General features: G+C 56.3%; 12 protein-coding genes and 1 pseudogene. 10 read left to right on the top strand and 3 right to left on the bottom strand.

The genetic code is table 11. The annotated features are described in order from the left end of the window. Nucleotides 1-50: 50 nt before the first annotated feature. Complete coding sequence (locus PISL_RS01395; protein ID WP_011762024.1) at nt 51-1,106, bottom strand: anthranilate synthase component I family protein; 1,056 nt, start codon at nt 1,104-1,106, stop codon at nt 51-53. 26 nt (nt 1,107-1,132) lie between these two features. On the opposite strand from PISL_RS01395, the gene PISL_RS01390 reads away from it, so the two are divergent. The 7 genes and pseudogenes from PISL_RS01390 to PISL_RS01365 all read left to right on the top strand — a co-directional run bounded on the left by PISL_RS01390 (nt 1,133) and on the right by PISL_RS01365 (nt 11,746). Beyond that, on the top strand, nt 1,133-1,945 hold the full coding sequence (locus PISL_RS01390; protein WP_011762023.1) for a hypothetical protein: 813 nt from the start codon (nt 1,133-1,135) through the stop codon (nt 1,943-1,945). Between the two features lie 100 nt (nt 1,946-2,045). Continuing rightward, nucleotides 2,046-5,222: a molybdopterin-containing oxidoreductase family protein gene (locus PISL_RS01385; protein WP_053240254.1), complete on the top strand. Its 3,177-nt coding sequence runs from the start codon at nt 2,046-2,048 to the stop codon at nt 5,220-5,222. Further along, a complete protein-coding gene (locus tag PISL_RS01380; protein ID WP_011762021.1) occupies nt 5,219-5,917 on the top strand; it encodes a 4Fe-4S dicluster domain-containing protein in 699 nt (232 codons plus the stop codon). The genes PISL_RS01385 and PISL_RS01380 overlap by 4 nt, the downstream gene beginning before the upstream one ends. After that, nucleotides 5,914-7,047 (top strand): NrfD/PsrC family molybdoenzyme membrane anchor subunit, encoded by a 1,134-nt coding sequence (nrfD, locus tag PISL_RS01375; protein WP_011762020.1) that lies wholly within the window; start codon nt 5,914-5,916, stop codon nt 7,045-7,047. The genes PISL_RS01380 and nrfD overlap by 4 nt, the downstream gene beginning before the upstream one ends. A 518-nt stretch (nt 7,048-7,565) precedes the next feature. Next, the gene (locus PISL_RS01370; protein ID WP_011762019.1) at nt 7,566-9,200 is read left to right on the top strand and encodes an acyl CoA:acetate/3-ketoacid CoA transferase; all 1,635 of its coding nucleotides are present in this window, start codon (nt 7,566-7,568) and stop codon (nt 9,198-9,200) included. Nucleotides 9,201-9,619: 419 nt separating this feature from the next. Further along, nucleotides 9,620-9,736 (top strand): annotated as a pseudogene (locus tag PISL_RS10490) (aldo/keto reductase); the annotation flags it as partial. Nucleotides 9,737-10,033: 297 nt separating this feature from the next. After that, complete coding sequence (locus tag PISL_RS01365) at nt 10,034-11,746, top strand: ferrous iron transporter B (RefSeq protein WP_011762018.1); 1,713 nt, start codon at nt 10,034-10,036, stop codon at nt 11,744-11,746. Here the strand turns inward: PISL_RS01365 and PISL_RS01360 are convergent. Next, on the bottom strand, nt 11,711-12,022 hold the full coding sequence (locus PISL_RS01360; protein WP_053240253.1) for a hypothetical protein: 312 nt from the start codon (nt 12,020-12,022) through the stop codon (nt 11,711-11,713). The two genes, PISL_RS01365 and PISL_RS01360, sit on opposite strands and share 36 nt — an antisense overlap. A 30-nt stretch (nt 12,023-12,052) precedes the next feature. Next, nucleotides 12,053-12,550, bottom strand: coding sequence for a hypothetical protein (locus PISL_RS01355; protein WP_167827594.1), 498 nt, complete (start codon nt 12,548-12,550; stop codon nt 12,053-12,055). Between the two features lie 144 nt (nt 12,551-12,694). Between PISL_RS01355 and pstS the strand changes: the two genes are divergently transcribed. Genes pstS through PISL_RS01340 form a run of 3 tightly spaced genes read left to right on the top strand, consistent with a single transcriptional unit; the run spans nt 12,695 to nt 15,680 of the window. Next, nucleotides 12,695-13,966 (top strand): phosphate ABC transporter substrate-binding protein PstS, encoded by a 1,272-nt coding sequence (gene pstS, locus PISL_RS01350; RefSeq protein ID WP_011762017.1) that lies wholly within the window; start codon nt 12,695-12,697, stop codon nt 13,964-13,966. Next, on the top strand, nt 13,963-14,841 hold the full coding sequence (gene pstC, locus PISL_RS01345) for a phosphate ABC transporter permease subunit PstC (protein ID WP_011762016.1): 879 nt from the start codon (nt 13,963-13,965) through the stop codon (nt 14,839-14,841). Before pstS ends, pstC begins: the two co-directional genes overlap by 4 nt. After that, on the top strand, nt 14,838-15,680 hold the full coding sequence (locus tag PISL_RS01340) for an ABC transporter permease family protein (protein ID WP_011762015.1): 843 nt from the start codon (nt 14,838-14,840) through the stop codon (nt 15,678-15,680). The genes pstC and PISL_RS01340 overlap by 4 nt, the downstream gene beginning before the upstream one ends. Nucleotides 15,681-15,693: the final 13 nt, after the last annotated feature.

Here is a 15,693-nt window from a genome sequence, read left to right as displayed (position 1 = left end):
TGAGCAGAACTCCCCACGGCCGCCCTCTGGGAGGGCTTGTACAGACAGCTTCAGGTTAACAGTTTTGCGAGAGGCGCCATTTTTACCTCGGTCTCTTCCCACTCGGCGTGGGGCTTGGAGTCTGTTACAATGCCGGCCCCAGCCCAGAGGTAGAGGTCGCCGTCTATCCCGTATACGCTCCTAATAACCACGGCGAACTCCACCCCATCTCGGGCGACGACGCCTACGCTTCCGGCGAAGGGTCCCCGGGGCTCCTCCAGCTGCGAGAGCAACTCCAGCGCTCTTGGCTTTGGCACGCCTGATACTGTGGTGGTGGGGTTGAGGGCGCGTACCGCGTCTACCGGCCGGTAGAACTTGTCCAGCTGGCACTCGACGTAGGAGACGAGGTGTTGGTAGTGGCTGTACTTCTCCACCGCGAGCATAGACGAGACAGACACCGCCCCCCATCTGCAGACTCTGCCTAGGTCGTTTCTCACCGAGTCCACCAGCATTATGTGCTCCGCCCTGTCTTTCACGCTCTCCCGCAGCTCCGTCTCCAGCGCCGCGTCCTCCTCCGGGGTCCTCCCCCGCGGTCTCGTGCCGCCTATCGGCCCAGACACCGCCCTCCCGCCCCAGCAAGAGACAAGAGTCTCGGGGGAGGCCCCCACGAGGAAGAGGCCGTCCACCTCAACGAAGTAGTAATACTTGCCGCCGACTGCCCTCCTCACGGCGTTAAACAACGCCTCGGGTGAGCCGGCGAATCTATACTGCCTAAACCTCGCCACGACTAACTGGAAGACCTCCCCCGCCTCCAACGCCCTCTTGGCCTCCGCGACCCTCCGCTCGAAGAGGCCCCTCGGCTCCTCGTAGACAAGCCTCGCGCCGTAGTCTCCGCCCCAAGCGGGCGGCTCCCCCTCTTCGCCGACTACGAATAGGTACGTCGGCCAGCCCGGCCTGGGCGGAGGCCTAAACCCGTCGTCCCAGGGGGAGACGGCATCGAAGGCGAAGACTCCCACCACCGCCCTCCCGCGCTGGGCTTCTGCAACAGCCTCCTCTAGGCTGTAGACAGCCCGGCCCTCCACGTATAGGCGTCTGCCCCCGTATTCGAAGTAGGCCCGGGCTCCCATAGTAATTTATACCCCCTATAAGTCCTGTGTGTACTCTCTACGGGAGAGAGGGGTACCACGCCCTCTTCCTCAAGCCGATAGCCGCCGCCCTCGGCTGTAGATACGTCGCGTTGGACTACCTCACGCTATATAGGAGGTTCAAAAGCGGGGCTGAGGGCATATACTACATAGAGGAGCCGTGGGTCTACGCCAGGGATACATACGCCCCGGAGCCCCCCGGCCAGCTACCGCCACAGCTCGGCTACCTCCGCCGCCGTATGTACCCTCTGTTGGGGAACGTGCACGTGTTTTTCACAGACGGCCTATACAACTATGCCACCGAGGCGCCTTGCGGCAGAGTGGGACTCTTGGCCAAGGAGGGGGAGCCAATGGTGACAGACCTACTCCTCCCCCTCTACCTCGAGACGGGAAGCGTCGAGAAGGCCCTCGCTGCGGCGAAGCGGCTTTATAGATGTGGCCTCCCGGAGAGCCGCGGGGAGCTTGTAGAAGGCGTGAAAGCCGGCAGATACGCCGCCGGCTACATATGGCTCGCGTGGGCCAGCGGGCTGGACGTAGAGCTCAGGCCCTACCCCACGGCGGGGTGGGCCCTCTCCGGCTTCTGGGGCTTGGCTTTCCTCGAAGCGCCGCTCTACGCCCACGGGCACCCCCCGCCCTACTTAGAACGCCTAAGGGGGAGGGCTAGGAGGCTGGTGGAGGCGGCTAGACCGGCGAGAGGCAGGAGTTGGATGGAGTTTGTAGAAACTGCGCATGTAACAATGGCGCAGTACCTCAGGGGGACGCTCCAGCTTGACGTAGCTATAAAAGCGCTGAGAGAGATAGAGAAACATCTCGAAATCTAGTGTATATAACTTGTACACGTATGTACACAATACATTTATCTTGAACAACCTTGTACAATATGTATAACAATATTTAAAGATGTCAAGATTCTTTCTTCTTATGGAAATCTCTAGAAGAGAAGTTTTGAAAGCGGGCGCCACTATTGGCTTGATCGGCGGCGTCTCTGGCATTCTTCTAAAGGCGGCGGTTGAACAGTCTAAGGCCGAGGCGGCCTCTGCGGTAACGTCGGTGCCCTCTATTTGCGGGATGTGTATGGCCCAGTGCGCGATCTATATCGACGTCGTAGACGGCAAGCCGGTGCGGATTAGGCCAAATACAAACGCGCCGACGAGCGCCAAGGGCATATGTGCACGGGGAGTCGCCGGCACCTTCAACGCCTGGCTTAACCCAGACGCAATAAAGAAGCCCATGGCTAGGAGGGCTCTCGTGGATTGGGCCCAGGGGAAGATAAGCTGGGAGGAGGCCAAGAGACAGCTTGTAACAAACCGCGGCAAGTACGACGACATGGTCGAGGTGGATTGGAACACCGCCATAGACATAATCGCCAAGAAGCTCAAGGAGCTGGCCGACAACAACGAGCGCCACGCCTTCACATTCCTCTTCGGCGCCTGGGGGCCCGTCGCCAGCATGAGGGCGGGGGTGCCGCTCATGAGGTTCGCAGATACATACGGCGGCGGCGTGATAACCTTCGACAACCCCTACTGCACCTACCCGAGGTACCTAGGCCACTGGCTCACCTGGGGCCACGGGCACCAAGCCCACGTCGCTTGTATAGACTACGGCGAGGCCGAGGCTGTGCTTGTGGTGAGGAGAAACGTCATCGGCGCTGGGGTTGTCACTGAGACGTGGCGCTTTATGGAGGCCGTGAGACGCGGGGCGAAGCTGGTGGTTCTAAGCCCGGTGTTTGACGAAACCGCCTCCTACGCCGACGTGTGGCTCCCGGTGAAGCCGGGGACAGACCTCGCGGTGCTTCTGGCCTTCATAAAGTACGTGCTTGACAACGGCTACTACATGGCCGAATATCTGAGGCGGTTTACCAACGCCCCCTTCCTCATAAAGCCGGACGGCCTCCCCCTGCTGGCCTCTGAGGTAGACTGGGGCAAATACGGCGTGAAAGAGCCGGCTTTCGCCTACGTCGTGTGGGACGAAGCCGCCGGTGGGCCGGCCCCCGACAACGCGGCGCAGAGGGCGGCTCTCTTCGGCGAGTATGAGGTGGCGCTTAAAGACGGGAGCGTGGTGAAGGCGAAGACTGCGTTGCAGATACTAAAGGAGTGGGTAGACGCGAACCTCTCGGCGTTGGCGCAAAAACACGGCGTGAAGGACTATATGGAGGCCGCCGCCAGAGAGGCCGACGTCGATGTAAACGACCTCAGAAGAGCGGCGGAGATCGTGGCTAAATACAGGGCTGTGTCTCCCATCGGCTGGCACGATCCGAGATACAGCAACTCTCCACAGACGTGGAGAGCAGTCGGAGTGTTGATGGCTCTTCTCGGGAGAATACAGCAGCCGGGCGGCCTCTTCCTACTCACACACCTCATAATGCCCTACGCAGACGTGTATACGAAAGTCATGAAATATACAAAGAAGGACGTCCCCTACAAGACCATCCGCGGCTTGACCTTCGGCGAGTACGTCTCCGCGAACCTCCGTGGAATATATGTCATCCCCATAGCGCCCCCCCTCCCCGGCCCCAGCGATAGAGACGCGCCGCCGGTCAAGTCGTTAACTGAGGTCTGGGGCGAGGAGGCGGAGAAGAAGGGCTACCTCTACCCCTACGACACAGTGCAGGCGCTTTACGAGAGCGTGGTTCACGGCAAGCCGTTTAAGATCAAGGTGGTGTTCATCACCGGCTCCAACCCCATTCCGCGGATTGGAAACAGCAGACTTGTGGAGGAGATCTTTAGAAACTTGGAGCTCGTAATCGTCCACGACATCCAGTTCAACGACACGACGGCCTTCGCCGACGTAATACTGCCGGATCTGCCCTATCTCGAGCGGCTTGATCTGGCGCTTCCCGGGCCCTTCTCGCCGTTTCCAGCCATATCTGTTAGATTCCCCTGGTACTACGAGGAATACAAGAAGAAGTTGGCAGCCGGCGGGAAGCCGGGCGAGTTAGACAAGGCGTTTAGGTCTAGAGATGGGCGGACGGCCTTCGAGGTGTTGCTCATGATCGCCCGGAGACTTTCGCAGTTGGGCGTCAAACCCCGCGACGGAACTGAGTGGTCTCAGAACATGCCCGTGGGGATGATCACCGAAGAGGGCATATTCCCCATACCCAACCTGGAGAGGTTCATCAACGCGCAGCTCCGTAGAGTTCGTATCGTGGACGAGGCGGGGAACGTGAGGGCGCCCACGGTGGAGGACATCTACAAAATGGGGGGCTACATGGTGTTGGTGCCCACGGGCCGCGTTGAAGCTGTGAAAGACGAGCTCTGGAGCAAGGCGCTGGGGAGAGACGTGGTGGTGAGGGTACACGTCTACAAGCCTGTGAAATACAGCGTCGACCTCGAGGAGTGGCTCTGGAGGACTATCCACTACAACTCGCCGATGGCGAGGGGGGAGGTGCCGTTGCCGACGCCCAGCGGCAGGGTGGAGATATACAGCATAAACCTGGCCTACGACGTGAGGAGGGTCTTCGGCAAGCCCGCCACCTCGATCGACCCCTCCGACCTAGAGGGTAAGAAGAGCGGCGTGGATCCGCTGTTTTCGCCAGTGCCGCTCTACGCGGGTATGGCTAGGCCGGACTACATGTGGGCAACCGGCCCGGCGACGGAGGACGTGGAGATAAACGGGCTGGTCCCGCCGGAGCCGCCCAAGAGGCTGTTGCTCGTATACCGCCATGGGCCCTACACCCACACCCACAGCAATACTCAGAACAACCTCCTGCTTGACACACTAACCTCCAGTGAGCTGTTGTCCGCCTGGATACATCCAGACACCGCGGCGGCCCTCGGTGTAAAAGACGGCGACTGGATAGAGGTGAGGCCGGCTGCGCCCAAAGTGGCAAAACAGCTGGAGTCAGTAGGCGTAAAGGAGGTGCCCACGGCCCGGTTTAGGGTGAGAGTTACGCCTATGGTGAGGCGGGACGTTGTTGCCATCTACCACTACTGGCTTGTGCCAAGGGGTAGGCTAAGGGTCAAGGCATGGAAGCTGGCCGACGTTAGGGCTGGCTACAGCGACGACAACTACCTAGGCCCGATGCTGGCGGGGAAGCTAGGCACGCCTGGCGCCATGGGTAACACTGTGGTAGAAGTAAGCAGAGTGGGCGGGCTATGAGGCCGGTATTTGTTATAGACATAAATAAATGCGTCGGCTGTATGGCATGCGTCGCCGCGTGTAGCGTTGAAAATGGTGTATTGTTTATAGCAGCTAAGGATACGTCAAAATATCTGCCAATACACTCAAAGACTAGAACCGTGGTGGTTTGGAAAGAAGAGGAGAAGGAAAAACCGGCACGGCGGTTTGTGCCATATCTCTGTAATCACTGTGAAAAGGCGCCATGTCTAGAGGTGTGCCCCACTCAAGCTACCTATAAGACTAAAGAGGGGATAGTGTTAATAGATAAAGATAAGTGTATTGGATGTAGGTATTGTATAATGGCGTGTCCCTATGGCATGAGGTATACCCCACCTGCAATGGAGACTAAGGAGCTTATGCATCTAGACTTTATGAAAGATGCAGAAGCTGGAGTGAATTACGGCGGAGTTATGTTCCAACCACCTGTCTCTAACAAGTGGGCTGTAAAAATCCGCACTGTAGACAAATGTACTTTCTGTTACCACCGTAAGACATCTGACGACAAATTATGGACGCCTGCTTGTGTAGAAGTATGTCCCACCAAGGCTAGATCCTTTGGCGATTTAGACAACCCCAACGATCCAGTTGCAGATTTAGTTAGAAGAGGTATTGCAAAACCAATAGCGCCGAGCAAAGGTACAGGAGGACTAGTCTACTACGTGGGAGGGGTATGAAGCCGTCGGCACTTCTACTTGGGATGTTAGTTATTGGCGTTATTCTTACCGCCATTGGGATATGGGGGTGGTTCATGAGGTACAATAACATGTACGCTGGATATCTATGGTCATTTATGGTTATTACATACGCCTTTTTCGCAGCCTCTGCCACAGGCAGTAGCTTAGTAACCGCCATGCATACGGTGTTTGGCTACAATGGCGGATTTAAGAAAGTAGCGAGGTATCTCATAGCTATATCTCTTATCACAGCGTTACCCGCGTTCCCCACTATCATAGGCGATTTGTTAAATCCAAGCGCATTTATGTATATGTTCACCAGCGTCAACCCCGAGTCGCGTATGGCTTGGATGGGTATACTGTACGTAATCTACTCCCTAATTCTGCTTATCGAGTTGATACTTGAGATGAGACATAAAATGGGCGTTGGAATGGGCATATTTGCTCTGGCAGTGCAACTTCTCACGCTTATGAACCTAGGCGCCATATTTGGCTCGTCATATGGCGTCCCGGCGTGGTATGGCGTCTTTTCGCCTGTCTTATTTGTAGCGGCGGCGTTTTTGTTAGGGTTTGCATTTCAGATAGTCGGCGTGTCTATTGCAGAAAAGGTGTACTACGGAGACGTACGGGCTGAGGTCAAAGACTTGCTATTTAGAGTGCATGCAAAGGGCATAGTCACCGTGTTGTTAGTATTTCTATTCCTACTGTTTTGGTATTTTGCAGTAGGTTGGTTCTCACCGCCTGTATATGTAGCACAACAAGAGATGTTTAACTATTCTTTGTGGACGATCGTCTTGGGAGGTCTCATCTCGCTGGCGTTAGCATCTGCGGCATTGGCCAAGAGAAGCTTAGGCACGTTAGTATTTACATCGTTAGTTCTTATAGTCGTGGTATTTACAAGCCTTATTTACTACGTGCTCTATGGCCAAATAGGCCAGGCCATATGGCTTTACGACTTTAAAGCACCTCCAGACGTTTTAAAAATGACTGTAGAGGAGTTCTTTAGCCAATATGACTGGATGCCTGCGTTAATGTCGCCTGGACTTTGGCTTCTGCTGTACCCACTTGCCGTAATGCTTCTAGCATTAAAAGAAGACGAGAGACCCCGTCGGCTTTTCATATTTAGGTAAACACCCGATTTTTCCCTAGTGTAAAATCTATCCAATATTTTTCTGAAAGCTTTTAGTTCTACAACAGACTTCATGTCGCTGTAGGTATCTCAACCGCTGTCCCTCATTGAAGCAGACGTCGCAGTCTTAATTAGAAGAGGTATTGCTTTTATTTATGGAAACGAATCCCAGTCTGAGGCCCGGCGCACAAGCGGGGGCGCCGCCAGCCCCTAATGACCCGGGGCCCTCTTGCCTGTGGTTGCCGAAAGGCGGCTCTGGGCAGGCCCCGGACCCTCCCGGGGAGGCCGGGAGCCGCAAAGGGGGCTCCTTAAGTGACTCGCCCAACCGTATGAAACACATCTCTTAGTCTCTCTCCATCGCTCTGTCATGGAAAATACAATCTACAAGGCATCCCTGTCTTAAAGGGCGAGACTTTTGGTTGTAATCCTCGGTGTCTTTTTAGTTGATTTAATATTTTGGCTTAATATATTTCTTTTTCTGATGAAAATTAACATTTAAGCTTTTACAGCTGATATAATGTGATAAAGAAATTTGTATCGGCTGCCGAAGCTGTTTCTAAAATTCCAGATGGCGCCGTTGTTGTAATTTCAGGTTTTAATGCGTCGACAGCGCCGTTTTATCTAATCGACGTGTTGTTAAAACGATATATAGAGACTGGTCGTCCAAAGAATCTCTTTATTATATCTGACGCAATCCCGGCTGTACCTGGCTTTGGTATTGATAAAATTGGCAAGCTTATATTGGAGAACCCCGGCCAAGAGTTTGTCCGCGGGTTTCTACTGCCGTTTTATGGCTGGGCGCCTGAGTTACAGAAAGCTGTCATGAAAAACCTGGTGGAGGCCTATACTTGGCCTATTGGCATAGTTACGAGATGGCTAAGGGCCACTGCAGTCGGAATTCCTGGTGTCTTTAGCAGAGTGGGGCTAGGGACTTTTTTAGACCCGCGACAAGACGGCCCCTATCTAAACGACTTGGCTAGAGAAAGAAAGACTGTGAGAATTGACCTAGTGGAGATAGATGGGAGGGAGTATCTGCTCTACAAAGCGCCGAAGCCTAATGTTGCTCTCATTAGAGCTACGACGGCAGATGAAATAGGTAACTTAAGTATGGAGCAGGAGGCTATTTACGGCTCTGTACTTTCTATAGTAGAAGCAGTTAAGGCACATCCCGGGGGTCTTGTAGTAGCCCAAGTATTGAGAGTTGTAACTCTTGGCGAGATTCATCCAAAACACGTGTTTGTACCTGGGCCTCTTGTAGATTATGTCGTTATAGCGAGGCGGGGGACAGAAGTGGAAAAATACCATTGGCAGACGGCGTCTTTTGACTTAAACCCCGTGATTAGCGGAGATGCGCCATATAGAGTAGTTCATGAGCCAATGCCTCTTACAGCTGAAAAAGTCGTCGCAAGGAGAGTGGTTGTAGAGTTAGTTAGACTAATTAAAAACCTGGGTAGACCCGTTATAGTAAACCTTGGCATTGGAATACCTGCATTGGCTGCTGACGTAATACGCGAGGAACGCCTTGACGATTTTATTCACATGACTGTAGAGTCGGGGCCTTGGGGCGGCGTAGCTCTTACAGACGTAGATTTTGGCGCCGCCATGGGCCATTACGCCGTAATTCCAATGCCTGAACAATTTATCCTGTATGAAGGCGGAGCTATAGACGCCTCATCGCTTGGCTTTTTACAAATAGATAAAGAGGGGAATGTAAATCCAGCATTTCTCCCCGGCAGAATGCCAGGCCCCGGCGGATTTCCCATAATTGCAATTGGCTCGCCAAGAGTGTTTTTCGCCGGCGGATTTACTGCAGGAAGAAGAGAAATTAAGGTAAAAGACTGTAGACTAGTTATAGAGGAAGACGGCGCTATCATCAAATTTGTTAACAAAGTCTACAAGATCGTATTCAGTGGGCGTTACGCCAGAGAAGAGGGGAAAGAGGTATGGTATATTACCGAGAGAGCTGTGTTTAAACTTACGCAAAATGGAGTAGAGCTTGTAGAAGTGGCGCCAGGCGTAGATGTAGAAAGAGATATATTTAACAAAATGGAGTTTAAGCCTATTATAAGACGTGTAGAGGAGATAGATAGGAGGATCTTCTGTGAACAACGCATGGGGTTGAGAGAGGAGGCCCTAGAAATTGTGAAAAAGTAGACATGGGGAACACATCCCCCTATCTCTTTCTTGGCCTCTTTTTGGGGGTTTGGGGGTCTGTCTTGGGGTGGGGCTTGTGTGGGGGTTGGGTGTCGTTTTATCTCTGTCTGCCGCCTTAGGGGGCTGGACGTCGTTTATGTGTAGTAGAGAGGCCGCCGGAGAGGCGGCTTGTCACACCTTCTCTACCAACTCTCGACACCTCTCCCACACCCACGCCATCAAGACGTCGTCCCCATACACATTAATATCTCTAAAACGTCTCCTCGATTACCTCGTGCGTCAACGCCTCTCTTCTACTAACTGCCAGGGAATTTCCATCCTCAGCGTTCTGTATGCATTCATGGCTATTTCTACGGCTGGGAGTGAGATCTCTGCTAGTTATAGAAGACGCGTGAGGCAGGCCGAAAGTTTCGGCGGCGCACGGTAAAACCGCGGCTCAAGTCGCCTTGAACTGGTATATAAAGGCCGACGTCGTCCCTATTGTAAAGGCGACAGATATAAAACACGTGGAGAAAAACGCGGCGGCCTTCGGCTGAGTCTCCTCAGACAGAGACTAGGAGGAGATAAACCAAGTATTACACACAATACCCATACGTCAATAGAGTTCTTTTTTTCCGTTACGGACAGCCATTAGTAAGCTCGACATGCGTCGTGTCTTCAAGTAGCATATACTCAAAACTCTTCAATTATCTCACAAGTCTTTGCTAGAGAAAGGTAAAGACTTACTGTGTGATGGAAGCTTTTGGAGAAACTTTGAATCAGAACTAGAACTGGTTTTCTCTAGAATTTAACTTTGACAAAAAGGCTTAAATATTCACAATGTTAATGTTGACATGGCTACACTCCGGTATGCTCTTGCTGGGCCGGCTAACGTGGGGAAGTCTTCGCTTTTTTACGCCTTGACTGGGATATATGTAAGAACAGCAAATTACCCAGGTACCACTGTGGAGATAAGAAGGGCGTCGATAAGGCGGGGAGGCGTTACAATTGAAGTGGTAGATCTCCCAGGGATTATCAATATAAAGAGTCCCGTGGATGAAGATGAAAGAGTTGCATTCCGCGAGGCGTTTGAAGGGACTTACGACGGCGTTGTAGTAGTGGCGGCACCACATGCAATAAAAGAGGCGATTGAGCTTGCGAAGTTGGTAAGTCAGAAAAAGCCCGTAATCTTCGTCTACAACATGGTGGACTTGGCAAAGCCGCCTTGGACTGAGGAGGAGTTGTCTAAGATACTTGGCGTGCCGGTGGTGTTTACCTCGGCTGTAAAACGCGTTGGTATAAATAAATTAACCGAGTTAATGACAAAAGGCGCGGGGGGCAAAATTACGGGAGATGTTCACATAGAAGTGCCGGCGGTTGCGGCCTTAAAGACCGGCATCTTCGCCAGACCCCCCTTTGCCGTTGCCACCCTACTGTCGCTTGGGTTGGCCATGTTGTTTTTCCTACTCGCCTTCATGGAGGGGGTGACGCCCTTTGGCGAATTTCCATATGCGTTTATCCCCACGTGGGATTCTATTAGCGAATCTGTGGCCGAGGCAATTAAGGCATCTGTCGGCGACCCCGTCCTTGCCTCTCTGCTAGCAGACGGCCTCTGGGACGCCCTCTCTACCGTGGTGTCTATCTCGGTGTACGTCCTGGTGGCACTCGCCCTAGTGCTGTTTTTTGAAGACAGCGGCCTCATAGGGCTATTGACGTATAAATTAGAAAGAAGGCTGGCAGCGCTGGGCATACCGCCGAGGGGGGTGGTATGTCTCCTCGTGGGGGCGTCATGTAACGTGCCGGCTGTCTCCACAGCGAGAGTGCTCTGGGGCCATGGAAACAGGCTGTTGACAGCCCTCCTCGTCTCCTACGTGCCGTGCGTGGCTAGGTTGGCGATATTTACGGCAGTGGCTGTCGCCGCTTTGACAAAAACGCCCTACTTAATACCCCTGGCGATCTTCCTGCCCTACGCCGCCGCCTTTGCCATAGTATGGGTCGCCTCCGCTGTATATAGGTTAATGTTGGGCGTAAAGCCGGCGCCTGCCGGCGAGGTGCCGCCGACGCCCCTCATGTTGCCAAACGGCCGTATATATTTAACAAAACTCGCCATCTCTATGAAAGACTTTTTGATAAAAGTAGTGCTTTTAATCGCCATATTTGTCGTTGCGCTGTGGCCGTTGACGCACTTCGGCCCCAGCGGATACACAGAGGACATGGCCGCGTCATATCTGGCAGAGTTCGGCAGAGCTATAGAACCTCTGTTTGCCCCCCTGGGCCTTCCATGGAACGTGGCGGCGAGTCTCGTGGGGGGCTGGGTGTTCAAGGAGGTGGTGCTTGGCCTCATGGAGGGGCTCAAGGCCTTGGACGCACTGGCGGCTCTGCCGCTGCCCTCGGTCTTGGCCTTCCTTGTCTTTTCGGCGTTCTACTCCGCCTGCGTAGCCACCCTAGCCGCCGCCTACAGAACAGCCGGCGCAAAGGCAACGGCGCTTTCAGCTGTTGTACAGCTGGCCTTGGCCTACGCCGCCGCCTACCTAGTGTTTGTCGCTACCTCCGTACTGGCGCACTAAGTAGAGGGCCATGTCTATGTACACCTCGGCCGAGTTTTCCAGGTAGTCCAAAACCCTGACTACATGTATCGCCTCTCTCTCCCTCTGGGCCATCTCAAGGGCTATATGCCGCAACCTCCCGAGGCTCTTGAGGTAGTCAAGAATATCCTCTACGCTTCCCCTCGCCCTCTCTAGTCCAGCGATGGCATCTGCTAAAAGCCTAAATAGCGGCTTCTCCACCCCCTCGGAGGCCAGAGCGGCCAGGTGGTCGGCCGCACGTTCGTAGTACCTAGCCAACTGTATATAGAAGGAGCAGGTCGGCGTGGGTCACTTCACACAGAGCTTGTTCATCCTCAGCCTATGTCTATCTATCTCTTGGTCAAGGGTCGAAATCCCCTTGGAAGTAGCTACTCCGGCCGCTAGGGTGTCTACCATATATTTCAACGCTCTCAGCATCATCTCTGCCACGGCCCCCTTGTCCACCACGCTGTCGAAAAACTCCACCCTAACCTCCCCGCCGGCCTCCACCGCCCGTCCCTCCACCACCTCCAGAGCCGGCCTCAGCGCGTCGAGAGCCCCCGGCGGCGCCTCCGCCAAGACGGCGGCGTCGAAGCCCGACGCGTAGGCACCAACCACCACCTTCTCCACCCCACTGCGCCACGTAAACCTAGCGGTTCTCCTGACCCCCGCTGGTTTAACCCCCAGGAAGGGCCCCTCCCAGTACACCACCACCTCCTCTACTCCAAAACGCGAGATGTACTCCTTAGGCAGATAGACGACGTAGGAGCCCCTTACCCTAATCAGTCTCCTACTGGCGGACCTCATAGAGAAAATGCGGTAGAAAAATTTTCTTCCTCCCGCCGCTCCAATCTTCGTATGAAAAAGAGCCGCGCCGCCTCCCCCGTCACGGGAGCCGAAACCCCAAAGTTCATATGCGCCAGGCATTAAATCCCCGAAGGAGGGCCCGCCATGGAGAGGAAAATCCTCTATATCGGGGCCGTGGTGGCGTTGGCAATCGTCGTCGCCGTGGTTGGGCTCTACCTGGGCCAGCAGACGACGCAACCAACCACGCCGACCCCCGCTCAACAGACACAAACCACGCCGCAACCTGCCCAAACGACGGCACAAACTCCACAGAGCTCTCCTCCGCAGACGTCAACTCAGCAGCCTCAAGCCTCTCTGCCCGGCTGTGGCGAGGTTAGTGGGCAGATCGTGGCTGGGGGCGCCACATTCCCCGGCCCCCAGTACGACGCCTGGATTAAGCAGTTCAGCGAGATCACGGGGGGCAGGGTGAAGATCACTTACAACTACCTCGGCTCGGGCGCCGGCCAGGCGGGCCTTATAAAGGGCGAGCTGGCCTTCGCCGGGTCGGACCTGCCCCTGGCCCCCGCCAGGTTCCAGGAGCAGAGGGGCAAGATACTGCAGTTCCCCGTGGTGATGGGGGGCATCCTGGTGGTGTACAACGTGCCCGAGGTGGCCTATGAGAAGACGGGGAAGAGGCTGAATCTCACGGCTGAGATAATCGGCGACATATACATGGGCAAGATACGCTACTGGGACGACCCGAAGATCAAGGCCGTCAACCCCGCCCTCGCTGACCGCCTCCCGCGCCAGCCCATCACCCCGGTACACAGGTCGGACGCGTCGGGCACAACCGGCTGGTTCACCCTCTTCCTAACAAAGGCCTACCCGCTGTGGAACCAGACAGTGGGGTGGGGCCTATCGGTTAACTGGCCCGTCGCCCAGATGGGAGTCTCCAGAGCCGGCCAGGGCAACCCCGGAGTGGCGCAGCTCGTGTTGAACACGCCCTACTCCATAGGCTACGTTGAGTACAACTACTGGGTCACCCAGCGGCAGAAGTTCGACGCCGTGGGCGGATACGCCCTCGTCCAAAACGGCAACGACGGGAAGTTCTACGACCCCACGCCGGAGGCCATTGCGGAGGCTGCCTCCGAGGGGCTGAGGCAGGTGGCGGCTAAGATGGGAGGGTTCCCCAGCGCGTCTGACGACTGGTGGCAGGTGGTGCAGCTGTTCGCCTACCCGCCCAGGGGCTACCCCATTGTGGGGCTCTCCTTTGCCATGATTAGGACGGACTACAGCGGCTACCCAGACCCGAACACAGCCGCCGTGGTGAAGTGCTTCTTTCGCTACGTCCTCACCGAGGGTCAGAAGCACCTAGTCGAGGGCTACCTCCCCCTGCCCCCGGAGCTGGCGCAGGTGGGCCTTAAGGCGGTGGGATGACGGCCGAGGCGTTAATACTCCTGTTTTTTCTATACGCCGCCTCTGCCCTCTTCCTCTTTTTCACAAGACTTCGGGCGGGCCTCAGGCTGCTCGCCCTGGCGGTGCCGGCGGTCGTGGCGGCGATGGTCGCCGTCTTCCTCGCCGGCGCTCTGCCCGCCCTCTCTAGGGAGGGGCTCTCCCTCTTCACAAGCTCCCTCTGGTCCTCCAACGACGAGCGCTACGGCTTGCTGGGGGCGCTGTGGGGGACCTTCATAACGACCGCCGTCGCCCTCCCCCTGGCGGCGGCTATGGCGGTCTCCTTCGCGGTGTTTGTAAACGACATCGCGCCGGCGGGCCTCAGGAGGGGGCTGTCGGCCTTCATGGATCTGACGGCCGCGGTGCCCACGGTGGTCTACGGCCTGTGGGGCGTGGCCTTCCTCACCAAGTTCATACCGCCAAGTCTCCTAGCCGCCTCTCTCCTCCTAGCGGCCATAATTACGCCGTATGCTGCCGCCGTGATTAGGGAGGGGTACGCCTCTGTGCCGAGGGAGATCGCCGAAGCCATATACTCCCTCGGCGCCACCAAGTTTGAGGCGGCCCTCGTCAAGCTCCGCTACATTAGAAACTACGTGCTCGGCGGCGTCTTCCTAGCGCTGGGGAGGGCGGTGGGGGAGACCGTGGCTGTCTCAATGGTGGTGGGTGGCAACCCAAGCTCTGGCGTCACCCTGAACCTCCTCAGCTCCGGCGTAACGATATCCTCCCTAATCGCTCTCCAGATGCCCTACGCCGACGCCACCGCCTACATGAAGCCAGCCCTCATGGCGGCCGCCCTTTTGCTAGCCGTGGCTGGGCTTGCCATAAACGCCGCGGCGGTCTACCTCCTGTTTAAGAAATGAGGAGGGCGGTAAACGCCGCAGGCCTAGCCCTCTTCGCCGCCCTGGGTCTGCTGTCGCTGGCGCCGCTGGCCCTCGTGGTGGGGGACGTCCTCTACAGGGGGCTCGCCGCCATGTGGAAGCTGGGGCCCGGGTTTCTAACCGCCTTGCCGCCGACTCCCCTGGACGAGAGCGGTGGCGTGGGGCCGGCGCTGGTGGGCTTCTTCCTGGGGTTCCCCCTCGGCGTATACATCGGCGAGTACAGGTGGGAGCTGGCGGCCAGGCTGGCCAGGGTGGGGGTGAACGTGCTGGTGGAGTTCCCCACCATAACCATAGGCCTCTTTGTCTACAGCCTAAGCGGTCTGCTGACCCCTGCGCTTAGGGCTCTGCCGCGGCCTCCGCCGCCCTTCGATCTATTCGTGGGGCCTCCCTCGGTCTTCAACGCCTACGCGGGGGCCGCGGCGCTGGCGTTGATCATGACGCCCTACGTGGCGCTCTTCACCGCTTCGGCCTACGCCTCTGTGGCGGCGGGGCTGAGGGAGGCGGTGTACTCCATCTCCGGGGGCGAGAGGAAGGCCCTCTTCGTGGCGATGAGGAAGGTGCTCTCCCGCGTCATAACGGCGGCGGCTCTCCTGGGCACGGCCAAGATAGCCGGCGAGACCGCCCCCCTCCTATTCACCGCGGGGTACAGCAACTACTACGGCCCCTTCACGAGGGAGACCGCCTCCATCCCGGTGCTGATATACAGGTCGGCCTTGGCCCCCTACCCCATATACCACGAGGTGGCCTACGCGGCGGCCGCCCTGCTACTCCTGCTGGTGTTGGCCACCTATGCCCTGGCCCAGCTGGCGGCGAAGAGATAAAAAACGGGGCGCC

The sequence above is a fragment of the Pyrobaculum islandicum DSM 4184 genome (assembly GCF_000015205.1).
GTDB classification, from domain to species: Archaea; Thermoproteota; Thermoprotei; order Thermoproteales; family Thermoproteaceae; genus Pyrobaculum; species Pyrobaculum islandicum.
This window is presented reverse-complemented; position numbering and strand designations above follow the sequence as displayed.

Excerpts from the sequence above, each read along its gene's own strand:
- pstS (WP_011762017.1), top strand. The coding sequence starts at position 12,695 with ATGGAGAGGAAAATCCTCTATATCGGGGCCGTGGTGGCGTTGGCAATC.
- PISL_RS01385 (WP_053240254.1), top strand. The coding sequence starts at position 2,046 with ATGGAAATCTCTAGAAGAGAAGTTTTGAAAGCGGGCGCCACTATTGGC.
- nrfD (WP_011762020.1), top strand. The coding sequence starts at position 5,914 with ATGAAGCCGTCGGCACTTCTACTTGGGATGTTAGTTATTGGCGTTATT.
- PISL_RS01395 (WP_011762024.1), bottom strand. The coding sequence starts at position 1,106 with ATGGGAGCCCGGGCCTACTTCGAATACGGGGGCAGACGCCTATACGTG.
- PISL_RS01340 (WP_011762015.1), top strand. The coding sequence starts at position 14,838 with ATGAGGAGGGCGGTAAACGCCGCAGGCCTAGCCCTCTTCGCCGCCCTG.
- PISL_RS01365 (WP_011762018.1), top strand. The coding sequence starts at position 10,034 with ATGGCTACACTCCGGTATGCTCTTGCTGGGCCGGCTAACGTGGGGAAG.
- pstC (WP_011762016.1), top strand. The coding sequence starts at position 13,963 with ATGACGGCCGAGGCGTTAATACTCCTGTTTTTTCTATACGCCGCCTCT.
- PISL_RS01380 (WP_011762021.1), top strand. The coding sequence starts at position 5,219 with ATGAGGCCGGTATTTGTTATAGACATAAATAAATGCGTCGGCTGTATG.
- PISL_RS01355 (WP_167827594.1), bottom strand. The coding sequence starts at position 12,550 with ATGAGGTCCGCCAGTAGGAGACTGATTAGGGTAAGGGGCTCCTACGTC.